General features: G+C 38.9%; 28 protein-coding genes and 1 pseudogene. 13 read left to right on the plus strand and 16 right to left on the minus strand.

Annotated features, from left to right (window positions below; all coding sequences use genetic code 11):
- Positions 1 to 970: 970 nt before the first annotated feature.
- The 3 genes from X939_RS0121610 to X939_RS0121620 all read right to left on the minus strand — a co-directional run bounded on the left by X939_RS0121610 (position 971) and on the right by X939_RS0121620 (position 3,738).
- Positions 971 to 1,660 carry a recombinase family protein gene (locus tag X939_RS0121610; RefSeq protein ID WP_025765355.1) on the minus strand — a complete coding sequence of 230 codons (690 nt, stop codon included), beginning with the start codon at positions 1,658 to 1,660 and terminating at the stop codon, positions 971 to 973.
- Between the two features lie 499 nt (positions 1,661 to 2,159).
- Positions 2,160 to 2,660 carry a PIN domain-containing protein gene (locus X939_RS0121615; RefSeq protein WP_025765356.1) on the minus strand — a complete coding sequence of 167 codons (501 nt, stop codon included), beginning with the start codon at positions 2,658 to 2,660 and terminating at the stop codon, positions 2,160 to 2,162.
- Entirely contained in the window at positions 2,641 to 3,738 is a 1,098-nt protein-coding gene (locus X939_RS0121620; RefSeq protein ID WP_084299612.1) for a helix-turn-helix domain-containing protein, read from the minus strand. The genes X939_RS0121615 and X939_RS0121620 overlap by 20 nt, the downstream gene beginning before the upstream one ends.
- A gap of 375 nt (positions 3,739 to 4,113) precedes the next feature.
- Here X939_RS0121620 and X939_RS0121625 point away from each other — a divergent pair, with 375 nt between their 5' ends.
- The 7 genes from X939_RS0121625 (at position 4,114) to X939_RS0121645 (ending at position 7,791) form a co-directional block, all read left to right on the plus strand.
- Positions 4,114 to 4,467, plus strand: coding sequence for a YegP family protein (locus tag X939_RS0121625; protein WP_025765358.1), 354 nt, complete (start codon positions 4,114 to 4,116; stop codon positions 4,465 to 4,467).
- Positions 4,460 to 4,630: a hypothetical protein gene (locus X939_RS23850; protein WP_198034467.1), complete on the plus strand. Its 171-nt coding sequence runs from the start codon at positions 4,460 to 4,462 to the stop codon at positions 4,628 to 4,630. Before X939_RS0121625 ends, X939_RS23850 begins: the two co-directional genes overlap by 8 nt.
- Positions 4,631 to 5,152: 522 nt before the next feature.
- Positions 5,153 to 5,341: a hypothetical protein gene (locus X939_RS23985; RefSeq protein ID WP_229236133.1), complete on the plus strand. Its 189-nt coding sequence runs from the start codon at positions 5,153 to 5,155 to the stop codon at positions 5,339 to 5,341.
- Complete coding sequence (locus tag X939_RS0121635) at positions 5,341 to 5,853, plus strand: toll/interleukin-1 receptor domain-containing protein (protein WP_229236134.1); 513 nt, start codon at positions 5,341 to 5,343, stop codon at positions 5,851 to 5,853. Before X939_RS23985 ends, X939_RS0121635 begins: the two co-directional genes overlap by 1 nt.
- A gap of 20 nt (positions 5,854 to 5,873) precedes the next feature.
- On the plus strand, positions 5,874 to 6,020 hold the full coding sequence (locus X939_RS23740) for a hypothetical protein (protein ID WP_157493034.1): 147 nt from the start codon (positions 5,874 to 5,876) through the stop codon (positions 6,018 to 6,020).
- A 9-nt stretch (positions 6,021 to 6,029) separates the two neighbouring features.
- On the plus strand, positions 6,030 to 6,473 hold the full coding sequence (locus X939_RS0121640; RefSeq protein WP_052353521.1) for a hypothetical protein: 444 nt from the start codon (positions 6,030 to 6,032) through the stop codon (positions 6,471 to 6,473).
- Positions 6,474 to 6,813: 340 nt separating this feature from the next.
- Positions 6,814 to 7,791, plus strand: a complete 978-nt coding sequence (locus X939_RS0121645; protein WP_025765361.1) for a DUF5677 domain-containing protein — start codon at positions 6,814 to 6,816, stop codon at positions 7,789 to 7,791.
- Between the two features lie 462 nt (positions 7,792 to 8,253).
- On the opposite strand, the gene X939_RS0121650 is transcribed toward X939_RS0121645, so the two are convergent.
- The 4 genes from X939_RS0121650 to X939_RS0121670 form a co-directional block, all read right to left on the minus strand.
- Positions 8,254 to 8,448: a hypothetical protein gene (locus X939_RS0121650; RefSeq protein WP_025765362.1), complete on the minus strand. Its 195-nt coding sequence runs from the start codon at positions 8,446 to 8,448 to the stop codon at positions 8,254 to 8,256.
- A 471-nt stretch (positions 8,449 to 8,919) separates the two neighbouring features.
- Positions 8,920 to 9,405 carry a hypothetical protein gene (locus X939_RS0121660; protein WP_025765363.1) on the minus strand — a complete coding sequence of 162 codons (486 nt, stop codon included), beginning with the start codon at positions 9,403 to 9,405 and terminating at the stop codon, positions 8,920 to 8,922.
- On the minus strand, positions 9,402 to 9,944 hold the full coding sequence (locus tag X939_RS0121665; protein WP_025765364.1) for a hypothetical protein: 543 nt from the start codon (positions 9,942 to 9,944) through the stop codon (positions 9,402 to 9,404). Before X939_RS0121665 ends, X939_RS0121660 begins: the two co-directional genes overlap by 4 nt.
- 203 nt (positions 9,945 to 10,147) lie before the next feature.
- Positions 10,148 to 10,543, minus strand: coding sequence for a hypothetical protein (locus tag X939_RS0121670; RefSeq protein ID WP_025765365.1), 396 nt, complete (start codon positions 10,541 to 10,543; stop codon positions 10,148 to 10,150).
- A 282-nt stretch (positions 10,544 to 10,825) separates the two neighbouring features.
- Between X939_RS0121670 and X939_RS22770 the strand changes: the two genes are divergently transcribed.
- The 3 genes from X939_RS22770 to X939_RS22775 are packed head-to-tail and all read left to right on the plus strand — an operon-like array spanning position 10,826 to position 12,526.
- Positions 10,826 to 11,161, plus strand: coding sequence for a type II TA system antitoxin, ParD family (locus X939_RS22770; protein ID WP_025765366.1), 336 nt, complete (start codon positions 10,826 to 10,828; stop codon positions 11,159 to 11,161).
- Entirely contained in the window at positions 11,158 to 11,982 is an 825-nt protein-coding gene (locus X939_RS0121680) for a relaxase/mobilization nuclease domain-containing protein (protein WP_025765367.1), read from the plus strand. The genes X939_RS22770 and X939_RS0121680 overlap by 4 nt, the downstream gene beginning before the upstream one ends.
- Before the next feature lie 31 nt (positions 11,983 to 12,013).
- Positions 12,014 to 12,526 (plus strand): hypothetical protein, encoded by a 513-nt coding sequence (locus tag X939_RS22775; protein ID WP_025765368.1) that lies wholly within the window; start codon positions 12,014 to 12,016, stop codon positions 12,524 to 12,526.
- 86 nt (positions 12,527 to 12,612) lie between these two features.
- Here X939_RS22775 and X939_RS0121690 read toward each other — a convergent pair whose 3' ends face one another.
- The 9 genes and pseudogenes from X939_RS0121690 to X939_RS22790 form a co-directional block, all read right to left on the minus strand.
- Positions 12,613 to 13,623 carry an IS110 family RNA-guided transposase gene (locus X939_RS0121690; RefSeq protein ID WP_025765369.1) on the minus strand — a complete coding sequence of 337 codons (1,011 nt, stop codon included), beginning with the start codon at positions 13,621 to 13,623 and terminating at the stop codon, positions 12,613 to 12,615.
- 319 nt (positions 13,624 to 13,942) lie between these two features.
- Positions 13,943 to 14,320, minus strand: coding sequence for a transposase (locus X939_RS24055; RefSeq protein WP_044200328.1), 378 nt, complete (start codon positions 14,318 to 14,320; stop codon positions 13,943 to 13,945).
- A gap of 91 nt (positions 14,321 to 14,411) precedes the next feature.
- Positions 14,412 to 15,125: an IS4 family transposase gene (locus X939_RS24060; protein ID WP_198034468.1), complete on the minus strand. Its 714-nt coding sequence runs from the start codon at positions 15,123 to 15,125 to the stop codon at positions 14,412 to 14,414.
- Positions 15,126 to 15,228: 103 nt separating this feature from the next.
- Positions 15,229 to 15,576: pseudogene (locus tag X939_RS0121700) on the minus strand (helix-turn-helix domain-containing protein); the annotation flags it as partial.
- Positions 15,577 to 15,725: 149 nt separating this feature from the next.
- Complete coding sequence (locus X939_RS0121705; RefSeq protein ID WP_198034469.1) at positions 15,726 to 17,264, minus strand: transglutaminase-like domain-containing protein; 1,539 nt, start codon at positions 17,262 to 17,264, stop codon at positions 15,726 to 15,728.
- Positions 17,265 to 17,609: 345 nt separating this feature from the next.
- Positions 17,610 to 18,362, minus strand: a complete 753-nt coding sequence (locus tag X939_RS0121710; RefSeq protein ID WP_025765372.1) for a hypothetical protein — start codon at positions 18,360 to 18,362, stop codon at positions 17,610 to 17,612.
- Between the two features lie 469 nt (positions 18,363 to 18,831).
- On the minus strand, positions 18,832 to 20,664 hold the full coding sequence (locus X939_RS0121720) for an O-antigen ligase family protein (protein WP_025765374.1): 1,833 nt from the start codon (positions 20,662 to 20,664) through the stop codon (positions 18,832 to 18,834).
- A gap of 218 nt (positions 20,665 to 20,882) precedes the next feature.
- Entirely contained in the window at positions 20,883 to 21,080 is a 198-nt protein-coding gene (locus X939_RS0121725; RefSeq protein ID WP_025765375.1) for a response regulator transcription factor, read from the minus strand.
- Between the two features lie 64 nt (positions 21,081 to 21,144).
- Positions 21,145 to 21,783 carry a transposase gene (locus X939_RS22790; protein WP_229236135.1) on the minus strand — a complete coding sequence of 213 codons (639 nt, stop codon included), beginning with the start codon at positions 21,781 to 21,783 and terminating at the stop codon, positions 21,145 to 21,147.
- 583 nt (positions 21,784 to 22,366) lie between these two features.
- Between X939_RS22790 and X939_RS0121735 the strand changes: the two genes are divergently transcribed.
- The 3 genes from X939_RS0121735 to X939_RS0121745 all read left to right on the plus strand — a co-directional run bounded on the left by X939_RS0121735 (position 22,367) and on the right by X939_RS0121745 (position 24,478).
- The gene (locus X939_RS0121735) at positions 22,367 to 23,029 is read left to right on the plus strand and encodes an AAA family ATPase (RefSeq protein WP_025765376.1); all 663 of its coding nucleotides are present in this window, start codon (positions 22,367 to 22,369) and stop codon (positions 23,027 to 23,029) included.
- Complete coding sequence (locus tag X939_RS0121740; RefSeq protein ID WP_025765377.1) at positions 23,001 to 23,285, plus strand: hypothetical protein; 285 nt, start codon at positions 23,001 to 23,003, stop codon at positions 23,283 to 23,285. Before X939_RS0121735 ends, X939_RS0121740 begins: the two co-directional genes overlap by 29 nt.
- A 62-nt stretch (positions 23,286 to 23,347) precedes the next feature.
- Positions 23,348 to 24,478 carry a hypothetical protein gene (locus X939_RS0121745; RefSeq protein ID WP_025765378.1) on the plus strand — a complete coding sequence of 377 codons (1,131 nt, stop codon included), beginning with the start codon at positions 23,348 to 23,350 and terminating at the stop codon, positions 24,476 to 24,478.
- The last annotated feature ends 117 nt before the right edge of the window (positions 24,479 to 24,595 follow it).

Below are 24,595 nucleotides of genomic sequence, written 5' to 3' on the forward strand. Positions count from 1 at the left end.
CATTGCTGTCAAGTATTGCCTCATTGCTGTCAAGTATTGCCTCATTGCTGTCGAGTATTGCCTCATACTCGCGATTGCTGTCGAGTATTGCCTCATTGAAAAGGCATCTAACTGAGCTTAAACAGTCATTGCTGTCGAGTATTGCCTCTATATATATAGCTACTATATAAAAACCTATAGAACAGCAAAATCGGTATTCGTTCCTTCGTCACTCATATCATTTTTTATTTTCCTTACGCACAAAAGGCGGCTTGCGTCGCTTCGCGCACGCTTAAAAAAAGTCTTCTAGGGGTGGAAACATTTTGGCCAAATTTAATTCATTTGAATGATTTGGTAAGTGAAGGCACTTTTTTCTTTTTCCATCAGCTCTTTCTCCCTTTTAATCTGTTTTCCGCTGAAAGCGGAAAACAGATTAAAAGGGAGAGGTTTTAAAAAGTGCTGAGAACTAATAATTTAGTTATATTGATTTTTTTATCTCTGTGCCGTTTTGTCAGGGTGCTATGTGTAGAAAATCAAGTGTTCCACGGCGTTAAATAGGGGGCATCGCGGGAGAAAATCGGTAAAAACAAGATACTTCCGTGATAGAATCTTACAATAAATGGAGAGGTATATTACCCACCCATTTATGATTTACCCTCCATCAACGCTTTGCACGGCGGAGAGCCACGCACGTTAATTGTGTAAAAAACGGATAGAATATCAAAAGGTCACCGTGGATATTGTATGATCTTACCATTATCTGCTTGTCAAATACCTTCAAAAAGAACTTACAAGGCCCTAAACGATAAAAAACGGTCTAGTGAGACACCTGCCTGTTTTTGTGTTACACTTACGGGCAAACTAAATCAAACGGTGTTTGATTCGAATGGGGGGCAATGTAATCAGTAAAAATCAAAGATGGTAGCTTCCCGATCAAATCCTGATATCAGGATCCAGGCAGGGTAGGGGGATGAACGTATAGTTAGGATGGTCACTTATCTGGCTCTGGTATGAGCTTTTTGACCCGTTGCACGGTGTCCGGGGAAATCCCGTAGATCCGGGCCACTTTCCGGATACTGACCCCCAGCTGTAAATCTTTGATGGCTTTGGCATATTTGCGCAGCAGCTGGGCATCGGTGTAAAGCGGTCCGTTTTTTCTTCCAAATTTCTTTCCTTCCCTTTTGGCCCGCTGCATACCGCTGACCACACGTTCAACGTGCGTTTCCTTTTCCTGCCTTGCCATGTCCGCAGTGATGGAAAAAATCATCGAGGCGGCTGGATTTAGCTTTCCGTTAGGTAATAGTGTCTCCGTGTTAAATTGATGGATGTAGAGCGAAATTTTGAGGCTTGTTAGCTCTTCTAGTACCTGGTGCGTCTGTGAGGGACGCCGTCCCAATCTTGAAACCTCCGAAATAAGCACTTTTTTAAACTTGCCGAGCCTGGCCGCTTCCAGCAGTTGGGCAATGCCGCCCCGGTCTTCATTGGACTTGCTCCCCGAGATCTTCTCTGCGATCACGCCGGTAACCGTCCAGCCTTGCCGGGCAGCGTAAGCGGTTAGGTCATCAATCTGACGCTGGTAGTTTTGAACGCTACGGGACACACGTGTAAAAATCACAGCCCTAAGGGCTGGTGATAAGGGGGGCGCGTCGCCTTTTTGGGTTTTTGTTTCCGGAACCTTCATGGGTATGAAGATAACGGAGTGTACTGAAATAAACTAATGTTTAAATCAGTACAATTTTTTATTTTTTGATTCTTGGTGCAAATCGCCAGCAGGACTATTTTTGATGTTCATACTTTAAATCGGTACAGTTCTATCATTTTTTATTTATTGATTTGTCGAATTAGTGGCCTTTGAATTGGAATTTTTTATCTATTATTTGAAATTATAATAGATAGATTATCTTCAAGCTAAAATAAATACGAAATGGAAAATGTACTAACGAGCAAAACATTTATTGTAAATATTGGTCCGGGTGAGTTCAACAAGTCAATCGACTTAAGCAAGACTTCGACAGAGGTAAAAAATATAAGAGGGCTAGACGGAATTAGAGGTTCTCGTTACTACAGTGCGAAAATTTACGGTTTTCAACTAATGTATTAGTTTTGTGAGTTTGGAAAGTTCTGAGGGAGGCTAGCCGATGTTAATGTGAAATTATAGACAGATGGTCTTTTATTCTCATCTAACTTTGACCCCACTTATTGAGACGTTCGGTACATTCGTTAATTGGTAGCCTATTGAATCCTTGCATCATTCGTTTTAAAGCCTGGCATAACCCAGGTTTTGTACACAAATCTTTTTGAAGAAAAAGATCCATTAGCCATAGTATCCCGTGCACTTCAATTTGGCTATTCTTACAAGTCTTACGAAGTAGGTTATCGTTGGTAAGAATAAAGTAATCATGCTGATTTTGTGCATAATAAAATATTCCCTGATCAACGAAAGAAAGACCAGGGGAAAGATTTTGCTTTGTAATGTCTGTTATTTCCGATGCCGAAAAAGAGTAAATTATGAGTTTTTTATCTCTGATGAAATCATTCAAAACAGATTTCTGTTCGGGTAATAGTTCGTTGACTACTTCATAAGTAGTGTGGATAGTATATCCGATCTGAAACAGAGAGGGAAGTAATCCTGCTTTTATTAGCTCTATGAAAATATTGGTATCAGTTACTGCTATCTTCATCGAACATGTTATCGAGATACTGACTAAATTGGCCAACCTTCATATTCATCAGAGCGGCAGCCTTGCTTTCAGATATTATTCCAGTAATCAATGCTCTGAGTAGAAGCTGCTGAAAGCGATCAGAATGTTCATTACCTTCATATCCCTTGTTTTCATCTTTTTTGTGAATGGCATTATACTGAATTATACAGCTTGTGAAGTAGGATTGTGAAATGATCCCGTTACTATACAATGCATATAATATTGAAGATAAAGATGCCCCATAGGTCCTTTTGAAGAGTTTCAGTTCGTTAAAATGTACTGAAGTACGGCGTTCTCCGAAGGTGTCAAGCAATGCTTGTTTTGGTAGTAGTATGGATCCTGCCAGTCCGTCACAAAGTTTTTCCGCCTCTCGGTTTTCGATTCCCTGTAGGTTTAAGTACAAATGTGCAAATTCGTGGAGTAAAGTAAACCGCTTGCGCACCAGTGGAAGCTTACTGTTTCCGTTAATAACGATACAGCCTACATTTTCGTTGATAACAGTTGAAAAGCCACTAAATGAGGTATCTAACGGTAGTCCGTCCAATTCATCAATGATAAAAACCTTTATGCCGTTATCTTCCAGGATATGGACAATGCTGGCCAATGGATCCAAACCCACTTTCCATATCTTCTCTCTGATTTTGATTGCTTCGTTGACGATCCCTTTTGGATTATCCAGGGAAATTTTCACACTTTGAAGTAGCTTACTTTCATTTTGTGTAATTCCTAAAAGATCTTCTAATTCTAAATATCGCTCAAAGTAGTCACTTGCAACCTCTATAATACGGTCAGTGGCCTTTTTACCTACTTTCTGGGTTTTTCGGAAGTCGATCTGCCCCATGCTGGCTTTCAAAGGTTTTAAAAAGAAATCGACGGGTTGTCCTAGTAAGTTACTTAATCTGGCAAGTTGTTCACTGTCTGGATTTTGGGTACCATTTTCTAGTCGGTGCAATAATTGTTTATTAAAAGGATTGCCTAATATTGTGGCCAATTTTTGCAATGATAGCCCCTTCATTTTCCTGGCGTTAGTTAGTCTTTGTGGGAATGGCGAGCTCATAAGTAGGTGGTCAAGATTCAATAAAAATGAATTTTTATAAAAGTACGTATACTGTATATTGTTGATAATTAAGTAAATATAGATATTTTTGTTACAAAAAACAAAAATAATTGTCAAAAGTCCGAAAATAGTTTTAATTTTGAATCGACACTATAATTATAACCATACTATGAGCTTAAATTTAATGTAAACAAGAAAGCGAGTTTCATATCGGCCTCGGAAACCAGATGAAACCCGCTTTGAAAGTCCTTAAATTGAAGAAAAAAAGAGAAACGACTAGCTCATCGAGCCTCTCTTTCTTGCGCAAATGTATTTTGAGAAAGCGGTTTTTTCAAGTTTAAGGCATTTATTTTGTAACAATTTAAATGTAAAAAGATGAACCGTACCTTTTTTGAGGTGTTCTCGGGAAGTAATAGCCAGTATTACTTCCGCTACAAAGCTGCCAATGGTGAGCAAATTCTGGCAAGTGAAGGTTATACTACAAAGCAATCTTGCATTGTAGGTATTGATTCCGTGAAGCGGATATCACCGTATGATTCTAGTTATCGAAGAACAGATGCTTATTTAAATTACCGCTTTACGATGGTTGCCGGAAACGGAGAAACCGTTGCAAAAAGTAGTGAAGGGTATGTCTCTGCGCAGGGAAGAGAAAATGCAATCAGTGTTGTAAAAGTTAATGCAGCCGGAGCAGAAGTCAGAGACTTAACCGCATCAAGAATCCATGGCTAAGAATGGAGAAAAGGGTAATGGACGTATCGGAGCGGTACGGGATCGTTCGCAAGCATTCAATCCTCAGAACGAAAGGTGGGTGAAAAGAGATTCAAACACCGGAAGGTTTATGGATGTTAAACATGATGGTACGCCCTTCAAGGGTGTTAGAAAAGAAAGGTAGGATATAAATGTTATAGAGTATGAATGATAAGCCTACTTTGATCATTATGGCAGTGATAGCCGTGTTGGTCGCATTCTTGCAGTTTAAGGTTGAAGTTGAAAGGCTTGACAGACTGTTAAGAAGTTGATAGGTAATTACTCCACTCTATGGTTAAAGTTTTGGAGTGGAGTAATTTTACCAGTCCATGAAGCCATGGTTGAAAGTAAAAAGAGGTATATCCTACGTGCGTATACTAAATAGGTGATGTCATATTCAAATATGGCTAAATATCCAGTTTTAGTAAATTGGGCTGTTTTTTTGTTCTGTGGAGAATCTCGGTGAGATATGCCATATTTTCTGTAGTAGGAAGTAAATCACCTGCTGCGACATTGCAATTTGCTGAGTTCAGTTCATTCTTATAGAGTTTCTTACTTATGTCGGACACGCTCAATGCTTGTCGGCACTATTCAAATATTTTATTACACTGTTTCTTTTAATTTAAATATAATTTTATTCTTATGGCAAGATGCACAGCGCCAGTAAATGGCCATCGTACACCGAGCGCGGCAGCGGCCTGCCCTGCATGTGGTGGCAGTAACAGTCGCTATGGCGGCTATAATGATTACCCGTCGCGTTCGTACTCTTACCCTTCGGGGAGTAATAATCGTAGCAGTGGAGGAGGGGGCGGAAGTAGCGCGAGACCACGCTGGTCGCGAGCAAGTTCATCTTTAGTGTACACACCTGTTGAAGTGCGGACTCTTACGCCGTTTCGCGAAAGCTTTGAGAAGCGAGTTTCCTTGCCTGATCTTCGAGATGTCTTCCTTTGCCACGCGTGGGACGACCGAAAAGAGGCCGCTAAGCAGCTGCATGATCTGCTTGAAGCACGTGGCGTTTCGGTCTGGTTCAGCGAAAAAGATGTCCTCCTTGGATCACCATTGCTCAGAGAAATCGACAAAGGGTTAGCGAAATCGCGCGTAGGGATTGTGCTGGTGACACCCGCACTGCTGCGACGCGTTCAAGGAGAAGGTATCGCCGACAAAGAGCTTTCAGCTCTCCTGGCGCGTGATTTGCTCGTTCCCATAGTCCACAATACAACGTATGAAGCTCTCAGAGAAATCAGCCCATTACTAGGTTCACGAAGCGGATTAAGTACTGGAGAAGATACTATGGCAAATATTGCGGCCAAACTAGCCGAGTTGGTGACGCCGGAAGAAGAATCAGTATGTATCACAACCAGATACTGATTTTTGTTTCTATTTTACACATGAAAAAAGTCATCGTCTATTTTGGGGTTTCCACGGGTGCCACGGGAAAAGTGTCTTATTGTTGGATGCCCAATACCGAGACACTCATCTATTCGCACATAAAGAATCCGAATCTGAGCGTTGCTTTAATCGGTGGTAGCAATTAAACCTTGTCTATGGAAACTTCTGATGTTAATAGGATTAAAGTTATTTGGAACCAAAGAAATATTCCAGTCATATATCGGAAAGGAAAAGGTTTCCCTTTATTGCTTCGACTCCCTTATAAAGAAGGAAATCGTTCTTGGTTAAAAAACCAAAGAAGAAATGAACCTTCTTGGATCTCAGAAAAAAAATATTGGGAGATTCCGAAAGCTTGGTTCAATGATACGGTTGATCGTTGCTTGGATCGTTTTGGAAGTATATATATTATTCAGCCTTATAGAATAATGGAAAAGTGTTCCCCTGCTTGTTGGAACGCCCAGGGACATGAATGCCAATGCTCCTGTCAAGGCGCTAATCATGGCTCAGGGATAAATGGGGGTTGGTTTGTTGTCTCAGAAACCTTTGCTGTTAAATGGGAAGCTAATGAACTTGCTTGTAGATTATTGATTGCTGAATAATGATTTTAACTATTATTAGTGTTACAGAACGAATACATCAACTACAAACAGAAATATATGTTGACAAATGTAAATTGGAATGAATTGGTTTTTAATCAGTTAAGAGCTGATATTCAGGAGTAATTAGAGCAATCGCTTGAAGGGGGCGTCTATGATATGATGTTTTTCTATAAAACTTTGTATTTCAAAATAAACTTAGAAGATAATGATTTTCATACAAATGGAAGATTAGAAATTCAAGCGGTTCATTTTGAACACAGAACAATTGAATGTTTGATTGCTCCGGAAAACTAAATTGTATTAAACGGTATTTTTCGGTTTAGCTATCAACTATCTCAAAATGAATGATCAGGAAACAAATATGTCAAGTAAAAAAGAGACGAAGTACTATTTTGAACCTAACGAGGAGTTAATTCCAAGAAATCTAACTCCTGATTTAGAGAAATATTTTTATAGTTATGGGCGCGTGCTTGATGAAATTGTAAATTTCGGCTCTCAAGTTTTAAGCTGGCGGGTACAACATGAAAATGGGGAGTATCTAAATATTCCCCTAATGCTGATAAGAGATGTTATGGATCTAACTGATTCGTGTTCACTTTTATTATACCACGGAGCAGCTGATCCCGCCAAAATATTGGCCAGATCCCTATTTGAGAACTTTCTATATGTCACCTATCTCTGCCAAAAGGATCTAAAAAAGCGCAGTTATGCATATATGTTTTCATCTGTCTTAGATGATATTAAATACCATAAGACAGTGTTAAAGGACTTTTCAAAAAATGGAGGTGCTAAAACATCATCATTAAATGGAGCCCAGATCTGCGATATCGAAGAATTAATTTCACACAAGCAATCTCTTTTTCAAAAGCCCGGCTTCGATGATGCTTATGCATACTATTGTTCAGAAAAAGAAAGGAGAAGACAGGCAAATATTAAAAGGAGACTAGAGAACTGGTATTCCTACTACAATGGTCCAGAAAACATACGAGAATTATCGAAAGAACTTGGAGTAGAATTTGCCTATTCCTTTTTTTACTCAAAATATTCAAAATTGGCTCATGGAAATGAGACGTTTTTAGGTAAAATGGTATCAACAGGACAGAATTCTGCTGACATGTATCAATTAAGGTCATTTATTTCTATCCATGAAGTTTTGGTTTATGTATTCATGTTTTCGACTACTTGCCTGGTAAAATATGTCTCAACCGTATTTCCGGAGAGGTCGAATGAGTTAAAATTGTTCCAGGTATGGCGTGAAAGGCAGCTGAAGATAATTAATGAAAGCCAAAAGAATCGAATATTTCCAGAGGAATACTAGCTCAACAAGCCATATCTTATTGGTCCATCTCCAAACCTGAAAATTTACATATATTCAGGTGTGAACAGCTGGGTTTAAAAAGCAGGTTTAGTCGAAATTTTGGCTTCATGTTTGGGTAGCTAACTTTTTGAAACCAAAGAATAAAGTTTGCCAAAGCTGTCCGACTTCATCACGCATAGCAGAAAAATCATGAGTATGAAAAAAAAGGTACATCAATACCGTAAGTATCAGGCTCATGGCCACGGCATCAGACGAAGGGGTAGGGGAGGCTGATCCGAAGGAAGCCTAAACAGAGCCGGTTGAAAGTAAGTCGGACAGAAAGAGCAAATATTCCTGTGGGTGTGCCGTAAATATATGGTGTAAATCCGGACTGGCTTTGCACTGCAACAGCTGTGACACTGATTTTGAAGAGCAGTAGATCAGAGCATGTAAGCCTGGCTCTGTGAAATCTTCTAAGAAGTTCTACAGTCCTTCAAATTGGTCAAACCCTGTCATTTTATCATATCTTTTTCTATACATCTCATGGTATTTTTTTGCTAGCTCGACCAGATCATTTCTGGTATCTTTTTCTTTTCTAAACTCGATGTCTAGGGCGTCTAAAACAGATATTAAAGATTTTAGCTTTTTTCCTTCAGCTTTAATGATCAATGTTTCCATATGTATTAACTACTTGTATTTCAATTTATTAAACTTTATCTCAATTACAGAATTTTACGTAACTTTCCCATATATTATTGGGGTAAACCGTTTTTAGAGTGCGTGCCTGTTTCTCCTTTCTTGCCGCCTGAATCCTTCTATCGAGTTGGGTGGAACCAGTTTTTTATAGGGGATATCAAGCTCCTGTAAAAAAGTTTCTAATGCCTTCAACTTTCTTCCCTTAGCCTGAATTATCAACGTTTCCATAATTTTCTTGTGCTCATGTTTTGAATAAGAAAAGAATCCTTGAAAGCTTAAATCTTCATCCAGATTTTCCCAATGAATACCTCTCTATCAAGCCAGGGTTTTTAATGCACCGACAATCAGCCTGGGTGGCCCCAAAACAAATCCCCCGCCATGTGCGGATAAATCCTGAGGGTATCCTTTCCCATATGAGGAACTTTTAATCTATATGTTAAGCATATGGGATTTTTATTGTTCGCTGTTCAGAAGCCGAATTCCTTTTTTATCCGGCGTTATTTCATAATTCTCTTTTGGAATAAAAAAATTGCCGTCTTTATCCTTGATAAAGTGTTTATATATCAACTTTAAATCTTTTTCAGCCGTTGCTATTTTTTCCTGATCTGACATATAATCCTTAAGAGCATATATGCCCAGGCATCCCAGGAAGAATCCTAAAGAAATCAGACTTATCGCCACAATGTTGTAACCAATTCCGGTTGATATATTCCCCCAGAACAGAGTCCATGCTGACGAATCGTGCGCATAACTATTATTGTAGATAACCGGCTTTACAGAATCATTAATTTTTGCAGTTGCCTGGTCTACTTTCGTGGTTGACTGTTCTAAGACTAGCATAAGCGGGACGAGCTCTTCATCAATATCAGATTCAGGAAGGTTAAACTTACCAGCAAGCCGATGGAGCTCTTGTTTGAGTTTTTGTGATTTTTCCATCATGCAATGATCTGGTCAATTTCCTTTTGCTTCTTTTTGTACATCATTCTTGAGATCATGCCCATGGTTGCCGGATCCGGATCTGGCTGACCGATCAGGTCAATGATTTCTTTGACAGCTCCACCATTGCCCAAGTCTCCAAACTGTTTGAGGTCAACACCTAATTCCTTGAGTTTTTCTACCGCCTTTTCAGCTGTTTCTATCCCTCCAAAAGTACCCATGTTCACCAGCATAGTTAAAGGGAATTGCCCGGAAAGTTCCCTGGATAAAGCGGTATAATAATTCACACAAGAATTCAATGCATCACGGCCAGCGACTACGACAAATATGCGCAGGGCAATACCCAGATCAGCGAGTTCCTGCCGGAGAATATCGGCAGTCACATCATGTTGTAACAGGCTAAGAAATTCTGCGGATTCAGGTGCACCAAAATCGACATAATATTTTTCTGACTTGGCACCGGCAAGTCCTTCAAAGAGACTAATGATTTTTTCACGTTCGAGCTTTAAAATACTCGTTGAGTATTTTAAAGCTCCGTACACGCTCTTTTCCTACGACCGCGCCGAGACGGGCAGAAGAAGTCTGTGTAGATTCGTCCAAGTCTATAAAGTTTGTTTTTTCTTCTTTCTGGTTTTGAGCCACAAACCAGATGAACAGCGATTTGCCGACGCCCCCTTTTGACTGTAAAATAAGATTGACCTGCTTCATGCTAATATTTGGTTGATATAATAAAAGTACAATTAGATTAAAAGTTTGTAAAGTCTAAATCCGAACCTTTTTTCCCTTTTGGTTCTTTGGTTGCATTTTCAACGATTGTCCCCCAATCCTGCTCAGGCTGCACGACAGGTTTTTTGCTTTCGGAAGCAGGAATCAGAGAAATGGCAGGATCCTGTGGCAGCTGTGAAGCCTGGTTGTTTTCAACCGGCTGCAACGGGTTTACAGTGAGCAACTGTTTTCTAAACCTTCTTTTGAGGTTGTATATGGAATGATCAGAAATGGTGATGCCAAGTTCATCTTTTATCTGCTGTATCATGATCTGTGCGGGTATGGAAAAGAGATCTTTACCATAGTATTTGGCCAGGACATCAAAGCGGCCTTTCAGATTAAGATCAAATGCCTGTATGACGTATTTTTTATCCATTGTACAGATATAAAAGTGTTATAATACAAAAATAAATCAAAAGTACAAATAAGCAACAGGCTGGATAAATATTTTTTTAAAAGTTTGCTAAATGCTATATATTCGTTTTGTGATGGTAGTGTCGAAAGGAAGCAAGCCATGTGTTTGTATATACAAATTTTCCGCTTCGCTCCAAAATCTGCCTATACAAACACATCGGTCGTTCCTCCCTTGACTTGTCAGGGCTACGCCCCGAACCCCCGCTGACAGTACGGTGTCACGGACACCCTTTTAAATAGAACTATGGAAAAAGAAATCCGACCGCATATTGAGGCACGTAAAGCCGATGCCGCCAAACGGGAAAACAAAGGTAAAATGATCCCTGTCCGGGTCACTGAACAGGAGCACCAGGCCATCAAGGCCAATGCTATCCTTGCCGGGCTGAGTGTGTCTGAATACCTTCGCAAGCTTGGCACCGGCCATGCGGTTCAAGCGCGGTTTGAGAAGGAAGAAAAACGGAACCTGCAAGGGATCGGCACGAATCTGAACCAGTTGGCCGCATATGCGAACAAAGGGTTTTTTAATGAAAAACCTTTGATAGAAGTTTTGGAACAGCTTAAAAAAATACTAAAATCATGATTGCGAAAACGTCGATTGGATCCGACTTTTCAGGTGCTATCCACTACGGTGCAGGTGTTAGCCTGGACGGCAAAGACATAGAAGGTAAGTCAGAACTTTTGCTACTGCATAATGTGGTATCGAAGGATCCTGCCGGTATCGCCGCCGAGATGCAGCAGGAGGCATCCTACAGCCGGTGCAAAACGCCGGTGTGGCACTCATCAATCAGCTGGAAGCCGGAAGAGAAACCGACGCGTGAGCAGATGATAGAGACAGCCAACCGTTATTGCAGCAAGATGGGAGCTGACCCGAAAGACCACCAGGTGGCAGTCTATGAGCACCACGACAAACCGCATAAGCATATACATATTTACATCAACCGGGTACCGACCGACGGAAGTAAAGCCCTTGAGACTTCCCATAATTACGCACGGAACGTGCGGATCTGTAAAGAGATCACGCAGGAGCTGGGTTTTTCAAAAGTGGAAAAACTGGAAGAAGGTAAGTTACGACATGTGGCCGTTAACCAGATCGAGGCGCAAAAGGCGGTGAGTGTTGCTATCAAATCCGCATTGAAAGACAAATCGGACAGCCCGGAGGATATGGAACGGCGGCTAAAAGAAAAGGGGATTGAATGTAAATACAAAATAGAAGAAGGTAAGCTGAAATATTCGAGTTACAGCTATCAGGGCACACCGATCAAGGGACAGGATGTAGGTTTTACGGCAAAGCAGTTGCAAGCCAGGCTCGATAAAAATCAAGAAATAAAAAAAGAACAAACACAGCAAATCAAACCGGAACAGGAAAACAAGCAACAACGAAGAAAGGGCATGGGCTATTAAATCATTATTCAAACATTAATTATTCAAAGCAATGGAAACATTTATGAAGGATGCAATCCTTTTTATCCACGAATACCGGAATATGGAAAATGCCGATGAGCAGACCAACGAACGGCTTATCAAAAGGGTGGTTTCCCCGGAGTGGAAAGCAGATCATTTGGTTGACTCATGGTCAGGCCGGAATAATGATTTTGGTAGCTTTTTCTTGAACCTGAGCCACGATACCCAAGCTGATTTTATGGAAGCCTGGGGTATTGAAGTAGCCGGAAAACAGGAGTATAAAACGGCTTTGGAAAAAGATCCGATGACGATCATATTTGGTAAACCTCCTGTAACGGTTACCTGGCTTCACGAGCTGGTCAAATATTTTTATAACAATGGAATTGGCGATAGAAAAAACCTGATTCTAAGCAACCTTCCGGATGATGATAAACGGTATGGCAATTCCACCAACTGGGGCAATTACATTCTTTCATTATCCAGTGATGGCCGGGAACTGGTTTTGCAACAACTCTACAACCATGTTATGGCCGGAAAGCTTTAAAAAAATTAATCATCAACAAAACAAAAGGGAAATAAATACCCGGCACACATGCTGGAAAGCGGATCGGCCGCAAGGATTTCTATGATCTATGCAACTAAAAGGGAAAAAGAATCTTTATATTTTCGTTTTTCTCTTACACAGGCAAAAACTCGATGAATAAGTTTGTTACAGACATTATTGATAACAAGCATTTGGTTTTTTCCTTCTGCCGTTTTACGCAAATAGTATTCTCTAAGTTCTGGGGAGTGTTGAATAGCCGACATAGCTCCGTTATGTAATAGCGCTTTCAATTGCTTATTGGCTTTGTTACTAGTCCTGGATCGACCTTTATACTTTCCAGACTGATTCTCAAAAGGAACAACTCCGGAATGGCAAGCAAACTTTTTGGGATGTGTTATATCTTTAAATTCATTAGTTGAAATTAAAATTTCAGCGGCAATTGTTGGCCCAATTCCTTTTACTGATTCGATAAATTCAAACAGTTCCTTGAGGTAAATATCACTCTGGATGACTTCTTTTATGAGCTTCTCAATGTTTTGCACATCCTTTTTAAGGGAATCCATCGTTTTTTGGCAAGCTCTTCGAGCGTCGTCGTGATCCTTTTTAGTAATAAAGTCCTGGCTGTCTGTTAAAGGGGATTGTAATATTTTACGAACTTTAATAAGCCGGTTACGTGTAGCAGTCAAACGATCTAGTTTTTGAATAACTTCCCGCTTGGGAAGCCACAAGCGAACTTCATCACGGTTTTTGTATGCATAAAAAGCGATCCGCTTGGCATCTACTTTATCATTTTCACCCCGAATCATGCCTAAACTTTCTTTGATGTTGACCGGATGCTCTACCCAGACATTTGCTTTTTTAGAATTCAAGTAGTTAAGCAGGTGATTGTTGTAAATACCTGTATGCTCCATGCAATACAAACTATTTTGCAAATTAGATTCTGGACATGCAGTTTTTAGATGTTTTACAAATGATTCTATTCCATCCTTATTGTTACTGGATTGAAAATGAAATAAGACCTTATTAGCTAGTACAACTGCAAAATCTAACGTGGCTTTTGAGATATCAATACCAATGAAATACAAAAACTTTTCCATAATTTTAAATGCATTTATAGTTCATTCAAACCGGCAAACTGTTTCACACTCAATACCTTGCTAATAGGTCTCAAACCTGAATTTCTATTTGAGTCTTGTGTTACAGTAACCCAGTGGAGCCTTGAATCGATCCATGAGTCGTTAGCTCAGCCGAAGGCGGTAAGGCACTCTCCACTGGGGCTGGTTACTATCATTTTAACAGTACTCTAAAATAAAACTTTTCAATTGTATTCTAAGAATCGTTACATGGTATAAATCTAAAGGCCGATGCGGCCGCTTTTTAAATGTTTCCAAACTAGTACTGATGCGTTAAGTTTTGCTAATTAAATATGTCCCATTGTTCATTGACATTTTGATTGATTTGACATTCAGTAAGGAGCTCTTTTAAAGGAGTTTTGTCGAAAGCAGATATGCTTAGAATTTGCAGGATCTCATATATGGAGAGATTGCTTTTTAAAGTGTGTTTGAGATAGGCTACTATTAAATAAGTGCTTATGGCAACCCATACATGAATATTGACTGCATTCTCCGAATGACCCCAAAGCGTTTTGATGGTCAGGTTCTGTTTTACCCATTTGAAAAAAATCTCTATTTGCCACCTTTTTTGGTACAGTTTTGCTATTTCAAGTGCAGAAAGCATGTCATTGTTTGACAAGAAAGAAAGAAGAATATCTTTTTCTTCATCATAGTATTCCACAAGCCTTAACGGTTCGGGATAAAGCTTGCTAGACTTATATCCGTTGAGTATGATGGTTTTATCACTTCTGAGCCCTGATGCGGGATCAATATTAAAAAATGCTTTCGATGACTTTATAATTCATTGTGGTTTTTGCTCTTGAGATAAAAAAGGCTCCAGACTCATTCATGTTGTATAATGCGGCGAAATCGATGTATGCTTTATCCATGATATAGATCGCTCCTGGTGATACTAACACCTCGTCAAGTATATTGCTATCATGGTATTTGCCATCGGTAACATGGATAAAGGATGGGATATTCCCTCTCAGATCCAAAAGGGTATGTATTTTTATTGCTCCACGTGAATACTTTCCTGGCGCCCAGCTGAATAACTTCAGGCTTAGGGAAATAGTTGTTGAATCCAGTGCAAACACCTCATTGCGAACATTGACATTAGGAACTGGATTTGTTGCATACAAGGGTCTGACCAAGTCTATAAGGTACTGTCCAAAGTCGGCATAAATTTTCCAGTCTCTGCTCTCATTCGCACGTGAAAGCGTGGACTGGTTAACATGTCCTCTGATTCCAAGGTGATAAAGTTTGTTTTTATGCGCTTTCAGGCACACGCAAATATCACGCAAGGAATTACGAGAGGTTAGTTGACCGAAGAGTAGTTGAATAAACTGGTTCCAACATTTGAATTCTCGTGTCCGAAAATCGCCATTGTATTTTGCTACGCATTTTTGAAACTCATATCGGTCAATAAAATGCAAAAGCTGAGAAAAAACATACTTCCCTGAATTCATAGCCTCGTGTAAAGCCACAAAGCTACAGGTCAAATCAAATCAAAAAATCAAAGAACGTTCTTAATTAATTTATTTACAACGCGTTATATGTGTTTTTAAAAAGTTAACGCATCACTAGTATTTCCAAACCATGTCTTAACCATACTGAGCGCACACCGCCTGGCGAAACGAACAGACCTTGCTTTTTCAGTTCGTTGCTTACACGCAGCTGACCATAAGCCGGAGTATCAATCGCCATTTTAACAACAGCTTGCTCAACTTCATGGGCTACGCGATTAGCTGGAAGTGGTTTTCTTCTACTAATTTCTTTCAGAGCTGCTTCTCCGCCCGTTTCATACAAATCTTTGAATCTGTAAAAGCTGTCTCGGCTATAGCCCATAATTTTGCAGGCTTGTGAAACATTACCTAACTGCCTGGCAAGTTCTAGTACACCAAGCTTGGGTTTGATGATCTTTTCGTTCGTGCTCATGACTTAATTGGTTTAGTTGAATTTAATAAAAATTTTATTCAACTGTCAGATTAAGTTCTAACTATTACACATTTGGTTGATGGGAAATTTCGTACGAATGTTGGCGGCCCCCCTTTCTTTTAATTTAACCCATATTTCGTAATGTATTCTTAGAACCAGATCTGATTGCCATTCAAATATCCAAACATGCGTTCGCGCCCGGTCGGGGAATCAGTGGTGAGCTTATACAGGGTGTTTGCAGGCACATTCTTAAACACTAATTTTTTGTTATTTTCTGCATTTGCACGTGAATGAAACTTCCATCCATTGTTATAGAAGTGCAATTTGTATCCAGTATCTGGAATTGGTCTGCTACGTTTAGTATCCGCATTCACACTATCCATCGTTTGATAAAAGGCATCTCCGCTTACGCCTAGGTGAAAAACCTTCTGCTCATCAATGATTTTAGGCTCGGTATAATAAACCTCGACATCGATGAACGACCTGCCATTAGGTTGAAAGAACGTCTGACTTTCTTTGTTGTCGCTAAGAACAAATGGTGCGCTTATTGGTCTGAGCCTCTTCTTGACCGGTAAGCCTACAATAAATAAGACACCTGTTGGCATTTTTTCAAAGAGGCATTCACTACCATCTACTTTTCCTGCGTGGACCGGAATCCAATCTCCATTGGAATAAACACATATGTATGCGTAAGCCTGCCCTTTTAGACGTGGGGAAAAAAAAATAAAATTTTCGGTTTGAACATATTGATCGGTGACATCGGTAATCTGTGGGTCTGTATTAAATGAAGTAGGGATAGCGTTACTCGATTGATTAATTGCGCATATTAACTGGTTCTTAGAGAATATTTTTCGAAAAACTTTGCCCGGAATTCTGGTTTGATAATATATCTTTAGCGGATTAAGTTTAAAATCGACGCTTTCGCATCCTACGAAAGGAGTGCATGAGTTATTTTGGTTGATGAGTACATTCCATGCATGGCTACCTCCATTTACATTTCCCCATCTTGGTACATAATCAACAGTTACAGGTATACCTAACGCGCGCATCGGATAAATAGCTGAATATGCCATGGCCCAACAATCACCTTTTTTCGAAGCAGATAACTGCTTCCAAGTCTGAAAGTTCGCGTTTGTCGCATTTAGGTTGTATTCAAAACCAACGCGGAGTTGTTGGTTAATCTCTAAGATTGCTTTCTTGTGATCAATTGCCGAAGTATACGTGTTAAATCTTTTTTGACATTCATCACGCCAAGGAATCAGTAATTCCGATGCCAATCTGTAAGGAAGAATGTATTCACAAAAATTAGCAAAAGAAAGAGTTCCCTCTTGGATTTTGCCACGACTGAACTTCAGTGCATTATCAATATTGTCAATCAGATAACTTGACGACAAAATATCTCCATCGGCTATATGTTTACCAGTGGTCGCGTCAATCGCTCCTAACCCATAAATGTTATTGAACAGAAAAACGGCCGAATTGTATCCAAGTGTGTCATTTTTACCTTGATAGTATGTTAGCACCTCATGGGAGATTTTGGACATTCTGATTCTTGTTTCAGACATACTGGCGTCACCAGGGGACTTTTGTCTGCAACCAAAAAACAAAGCCATAAAAAAAAATAGTTGAAGCAGAAATTGTTTCACTTGGAAATCTCGAAAAGAGGAATGAATGACGAATGCCTTCATGAGACGAATCCGGCTTGATCCAAGCTTGGTACCTGAGACGAACATTAAATAAGAAAATGTTAAAAAAACTATTTTGATATGTACTTCCTGAGGGCCGAGATTAACAAATAGATAAGATAAATGGCAAGTGCCAGTCCTCCAACGTTAACTAGAAATGCTAATAGTCCGGAGATTTGATTTTCTGCCATAGGATATAGGTTTGTGGAACTGCAAAGATGTTATGAAAATTTAGAGAATTCAAATTTGAATGCCACAAATAGTCGATTTGTTAAGTGCTTATCGCATAGAAGTCGAAAATCTCAATGATAAGGATTTTCGACTTCTAGACGTGTAAAACTGGGATACTTAATATTCGATAATCATCGCCGATTGACCAGAAGCGGGATGATACTCGCCTGAGATAGTACCGTTATAGGATTGTGAATATCCGACGCCACCGACGGTGAAGTTGTTTGTCATTTGGCCGTAGATTGTGTACGTTATAAATCCATCGTTTGAGCTGTAGCTCGCTTGACTTTGGGTGGTGGTCCACGTCGTAGTGTTCCCTGGACTAGAGACGGAAACTCCCGCTGTAGGACTGCTATAATTGTCACCCCATACCAGCGAAACCATGGCCTCTGCGAAAAACCCGAAATCTTTCGTCATTGATGTCGACCCTGGTTCATCTTCGTCAACTTCTGGTCCTCGAGAAGCCATTGTAGCTAATTCCTTCAGAGTTAATGTGGATTCAATACTTTTATTGGCGGACTTTTTGCCAGAAAAAATATTAACAGAGAATGTCTCGGCAGCAGAAGTTCTTAAAGCTGATGGTTTTACCTTAGAGTTAAAATGGATACCCTTTGAGCCCATTTCTTTGAATGCTAAAATGTATTCCTCTGCCTCTTCAAAGCTTTTGAAATTCATTGCATTTTTTGATTTTAGCAAACTCCGGGCCTCTTGATCGGAGAGTTTTTTTAGTCCGTAATCTTCGACTAGTCTAGATTGCGAGGACTTTTCGATTTCCGAAGGTGTACCTTCAACAGTGGGATCCTGGCAGGAATAGATGGCTAGCAATCCCAAGGATAGCATACTGGTTACCAATAAATTTGCTTTTTTCATTAGTTGTTTGTTTAAATTGGAATTAGAATTGTATTATTATCATTAGTACTCTTTATGGAAACAGAAATTAATTTAGTGGGGTGCTTTGTTTCTGATAAGCATTGTTGTGGGATTTGTTTGTACTATCGACTCTTATTTCTAGTCTGATATTTTCTTTTACATTCGACTTTATTCTTATTAAAAAATTCTCAGCTTCTTCGGGTGTTTGGAAGTGTAACATTTTTTTGTCATGTGACATCTTTGCTGTAACTGAATCAGGTAACTTAGTTAGCTGGTATTTTTTAACCAGCTCATCTATTGTTAAAGTGTCGTTTATAGGCTTCTCGGAAATCGGATAGTTCTGGTGGAATGAATTCATCATTGATGTACCTGACTTACTGAATATAAGTATCTTTATTAGTAACAAATATGAATATCGCATGATTATGTAAGTGATATGGTTTCGTAATTTGACAGTTTCTGCGCAATGCTATAATTGTGTATTATTCAAAAATTCTATAACATCCTCCCTTATTTCGATTGATGCAGACGTGACCTTTTTATCCTTTACATGTAAGATAGTGCGTGCCTCATTTCTTGCTAGTTTAAATCGATTTGATTTTTTATAAAGCTGAAATAGTAAATATTTCGGGTATAATCGACCAGGAAGCATTTCAGTAGCAAGTCGATACTTTTTTTCAGCCTCTTGATACCTTTTCAGACTTTCAAGGCATAGCCCATGATTAATTACCAAATAGTAATTCGTATTCAATTTTGAAGCTCGCTCATAAACTTTCAGAGCCTCCTCTTTTCTTTTTGTCATTGCAAGTGATTTGCCAAAATATGCAAGCGTTTGAGGGGTCGTAATTCTTTGTATACTATCCAGTTCATAATATTTTCTAGCGGCAGTTTCATAGAAACCTGCTGAATAGAATTTGTAAGCATAATGTGCTTTCCTCTCCAAAAAAGCCTTATCGTGGAGAAAAAACAAGAAAATTGCTGAAACAACAACCGCGATTGCCGATAATCCAACACTTTTGTCAAAGCTGATGCTGACCGTTGACGTTTGGCTGCGCGAAGTAAGGGCTATTCCGAAAATAAAACATAGAAAAACACATGGAATTCTAAATGGGTAAGAAGTCATCGCACATGCCATTGGAATAATGACCAGTGCGCCGGTACTTGTGAATACGTTTAATCTTGCCAGTAGGATTAATGCTATAATTAACAACAGGCCAATGAAACCGTTTTCTATTATGATTTGTAAATACTCGTTGTACGCATAGATTATGTCATCTGCAAGAAAGGCTTCACTCGTTGTTGACTCCATTGTTCGAAAGTACTTTCCCTGATACTTCATGTAATGACTACCAAAGCTATTTGTTCCGTACCCCCGTAAGGGGATCTCAGGAATCATGCTCATGGTAACTTTCCAAATTAGCATCCGTCCGTCAGCCGAATCTTTCTTGAGACTATAAGCAAGCCATAAACTGAGGACGCATGCTATAATCATTAATGATAGTATTATCCTTCGCCAGATTATTAGTAGTCGTTCACAGAAGATTTTTTTGAATCTGTATGCTGTTGCAATAACGATATAGAAAACTAGACTTAATATCGCAGTCCTAGATTGCGTCGTTACCATGGCCATGAAAGTGAGGAGAAAAGTCACCATGGAGATTGCCCGCAATGGATTGTTCTTTTGCTGATGCGCCAGCGACCTGCGAATTGTCAAATTATATGCAAGTCCTGCTATAGTTGCGAGAAAGATTGCAAGCTGAGCAGGGTTATGAAGGGTTCCCGATGGCAGATTATAACGATTGCTAATGGGCAGGATAGATATTGACTGTAATATACCATACACTGCTTGGATTGAGCCGACTGCAAATAAGCTAAGTATTAAGTAGGACCAATGGGTAATATTGTTAATTATCATTAACCTTAGGGAAATAAAGGTTAATAGAACTTCTGTGAGGTAAAAAGAGGTGTTACCCGATGAATTACTTAGAAAATTCAATAAGACAATACTGAATGCTAAGTAAAGTACTACAATTATGTCTATCCTTGAAATAGGGATTTTAAGCGAAAACTTTTTTGAGAATACCCAAAATGTGATTATTAAAATAACCAATACTGAGGCAGGGCCGTAATCGTATTCAGTGTAAAATAGTTGATTGATAATAGATAACTCGGTGGTATCAATTGTACTGAGAAGAATAAGAAGGAACCATATCGGTGTTGCTGAAATCGTTGAAATTTTGAAAAGTTTTCTTCTCCAAAGTGAACCTGTATATTCCCGCGTATCCCCTTTAATTGTCGTCATATAATAATCTCACATAAGTGATACGTAACCGCTTAGAATTGATTGTAGCCTTACTCAGGTATCAATAAAATCGTTTGAGTAACCCGATGGAAAAAACTGTACGTTTAAGTCGTTTAACCCAAATTTATTATAAATCAGCTTTAATGGGTAAGTAATTTTATGACAAATATAGAATTAACATTACATACGTAAAATAACCCCTAAGGGGGTATTTTCCATTAACCTTTCTCTACAAATTGAATAGCAAGCCTCAATAAAGAATCAAATTCTAACCCTTTTTCTGTAGCTTTTTGAATCATATTTTTTCGATGTTTTTTAACAGTTTCTAAACTGATAAATAGTGAATTAGCAATCGCCTTTGAAGTAAATCCTTTAGCAATAAGTAACAAAATCTGTTTTTCCCTTTTTGTAAACATATGAGTATGGTTTGTAACTCAATTAATGAGCTTGTTTAATCTTTTTTTGCTTTGGCTATTTTCCTTAGAAACAGCACTGAGAATGCCATGCTTTCCAATTCCTGGTCAGTTTTTCGAATCTCACCAACAGGGCCTTGTAGCTATCCAGCCAAGCATTGGCATGCTCAATAACGGTTCTTCTTTTATATAGCTCATCATCAAAGTACTGATAATGATCGTCTAATGTTTTATTGTTTCGGCGATTAGGCATGATATTGGCTTCAATTTCTTGACTTTCACATACTTTGCGTAACTCTTTACTGTCAAAACCAGCATCAGCATTCAAAAACAGCCCTTTTGTTGAAATTTCTGCCTCCTTTAATAAATCGCACATATCTAAAAACAATCTCTTAATTTCGAATAAGTCATGTCTCTGCCCTTCTTGTGGTTCTGCTATTGTCAGCATTTGACCCGTATTATCGGCCAAAAACAAACTATTACTGGTATTAGCTGCCTTTCGGCCCTGATAACCAACGGATTCACCCCCTTTTTTTGATGGGGTATGACTGCCATCTAATTGGATACTTGAGAGATCCAAGTGAGACCTATGAGTAATCAAAAGCTCTATCCAGACTTTCTTCCAAGAACCATCTTTACCCCATTTATTAAAATAATAAAAGACAGACTGCCAACTTAATTTTCCGTGTGAGACAAACTGTTTCATGGGCAATTATCGCCATTGACAACCTGTTTTTAAACGATAAAAAATTAATTCAACAACCTCACTTAGAGGTACTTTTGTTTTAAATCCGCTTTTTCCGGTACTTAAATTTGGCAATATCCATTGCTCTATCGTACTTTTAGTTATAATTCCCAGGGCGATTTTGATTATATGATTTAGACATCACAAATATCAAAATTCAACTGGGAATTTCCATTTATAGCATAAGTTTAAACAGCTTCAATATTTAAAAACGCAGATTCAAGTTTGAAGTGCAATTTCATAATTCTGAGCAAACATGTTGATATGATTGACCAGTTTTTGAATTATCATTTTAGCTTACCCCCTACCCTTTTAAAGCTAATAGAATATCATGGTTTTTAGTGACTCTATGAAATTTACCTTTTTCACGATAAAGTATTCTTTCCCAATTCGATTGTATCCAGTAATTCGATAATAGATAATTATCACAAGTTTTAAATTTATTTAGGTGCTGTTTTTAGCACTAAAATAAATACTTAATTTAGCATTTGTTTTAGTGCTAAAAATTGCATTAATTGCAGTGTCATTTTAAACACCAAAAAAAGTGGTAATATCTTTTAACTCAATCAAAGGCGGAGTAGGAAAAAGTACGATGGCCACAACCTTTGCCGCCTGGTTGGCTAGTAAAGGCCATGATGTTCTATTAGTGGACGGGGACGATCAGGAAACAGCATCAGATTTTACTGCCTGGCGTGAACAGACATTGGGGAAAACCGGCTATACATTAGTAAACATGACGGGGGCAAACCTTCGCAAGCAGGTGGAAGCGATGAAATCAAAGTATGATCATATTATTATAGATACTGGTGGGCGGGACACTACTAGCCAAAGAGCGGCACTAACGGTCGCGGATATCTCAATGATACCGTTTGCTCCCAGGAGTTTTGATCTTTGGACAATTAACAAGGTCATTACATTAATAGATGAAATTCAGGCCGTTCGTCCAGAATCGTTAAAGGTTTATGCTTTCTTGAGTCGTGCTGATATCCGGAGTGCTGATAACAGAGAGGTGGCCGAAGCTTTGGCATCATTTCCCCAGCTCACATATCTTCCTTTCCCTATCAGCAACCGAAAAGCATTTAGTAATGCAGCAGGAATAGGGTTGGCTGTTTTTGAAGCCGAGCAACCGGATTTAAAAGCAATAGCAGAAATTGAAAATCTTTTTAACCACGTATTATATGGCAACCACGCTACCACCATCGCGTAAAAAACTATCAGAGGCCGAGATCGAGGCTGTAATAAACAGAGGAGGATCAACGATATCAAAAGAATTTAGCCCAGATCTAGGGAAACCTAAGCATATCAATATAAGGTTGACCGAAGGTATTATAGGCCAAATAGAGCAGTCAAGAGAGAAACGGCCAAGAAAGCCAGGATCTCCAAAATTAGGGATTAGTATTCACGATTGGATTGTTGAAGCCGTTCTGGAAAAATTAGAAAGGGAAAATACGCACAAAAATTAGTGCTGTTTTAGGCACTAAATAAAGTGCTTAAAATAGCACAATAATCTAACAATAGTATTGTTATGGAAGAAAAGAAAAGTACTCACGTGGTTGAGACTGGGAATAGTACCAAAAACGACTTTTTCCTGAGCCGTATAGATAGAAGTGTTGCTGATAATCTAAGTGACATTAGAAAATCATTTGGAGAGGATGCGGGCATAGTAAAAGATTTTATAGTATTTATCAGCAAAAATTTAAAAAGGGATCTCTTCGGATACACGAAGTTCACCCTAAAAGATTTTTGCAAAGAATCTGGTCGGAACAGGCAGGATCTTGCTAAGAAGCACCCTTACTTCACTACTAATCCAAAAGCTATCATTCCGGAATATTTCGGGCATGAATTTATCTCTGTTTTTGACTATGCCCTTTTTAACATGCTGCAAAAAAATATAATTTTTGCCAAGTCATATACTGTTAATACAAGGAATGAGGTAATTCAACTTAAAAATTTTCCTATTCTTAAGGATATAAAATTAAATCGTGATCGGCAGTCAAATACTGTAAAGATTTATGAGATAAGGATTTCTGATGAATGGTTGGATGGGTTTATCAGTAGATATTATACGATTGAAACAAATGATTATCCTAAAATCGGCAAGGGACGCGGAGGGGATGGACGAAAAAGCTTGTACATTATTCTTCAGAGAACCAGACATCAATTGCTAAGTCAAAATGAAACAACAGCGAGGTTCACGGTTGATTATTTAGCAGATATAGCGGAGTTAGCCGTAGAACAAAACAGATTCAGAAAAAAATCATTGAAAAGAATTCTTGATTTTTTTCAGGAAAAGGGCGACTCTCCTTTTTCATACAGATTTGTAAAAGGCGATCTTTCAAAACCTTATCAAGAGGAATATTGGGTTGAATTAGATTTTTCAAGCTCTGTAAGCATTACCTCATTACGAGAAAAGCGAGGGGATCACTTGTTCTTTAACTCTTTGATGGTTGATCTAAGAAATATGTTTAATATAAAACATTCAAAAGTGGCAATAAAAGATGAAACGGATGTTTTTCAGCGTTGGCTGACAAACGCTGATGCAGATACAGAACTCAAAGTTGAGATTCTAATTTCTGCATACTATAAGGCTTATAGTCAGAATATTACCAAACTACAAGCCAAGCAATATATCAGGGATGGATTTTTTAATGCATGATATATTGCTGTCGAGTGTTGCCACAAAGTTGTCGAGTGTTGCCACAAAGTTGTCAAGTGTTGCCACATTGCTGTCAAGTGTTGCCACATTGCTGTCAAGTATTGCCTCATTGCTGTC

Origin of the sequence: Dyadobacter tibetensis Y620-1 (assembly GCF_000566685.1) — a bacterium.
Taxonomy (GTDB): Bacteria; Bacteroidota; Bacteroidia; order Cytophagales; family Spirosomataceae; genus Dyadobacter; species Dyadobacter tibetensis.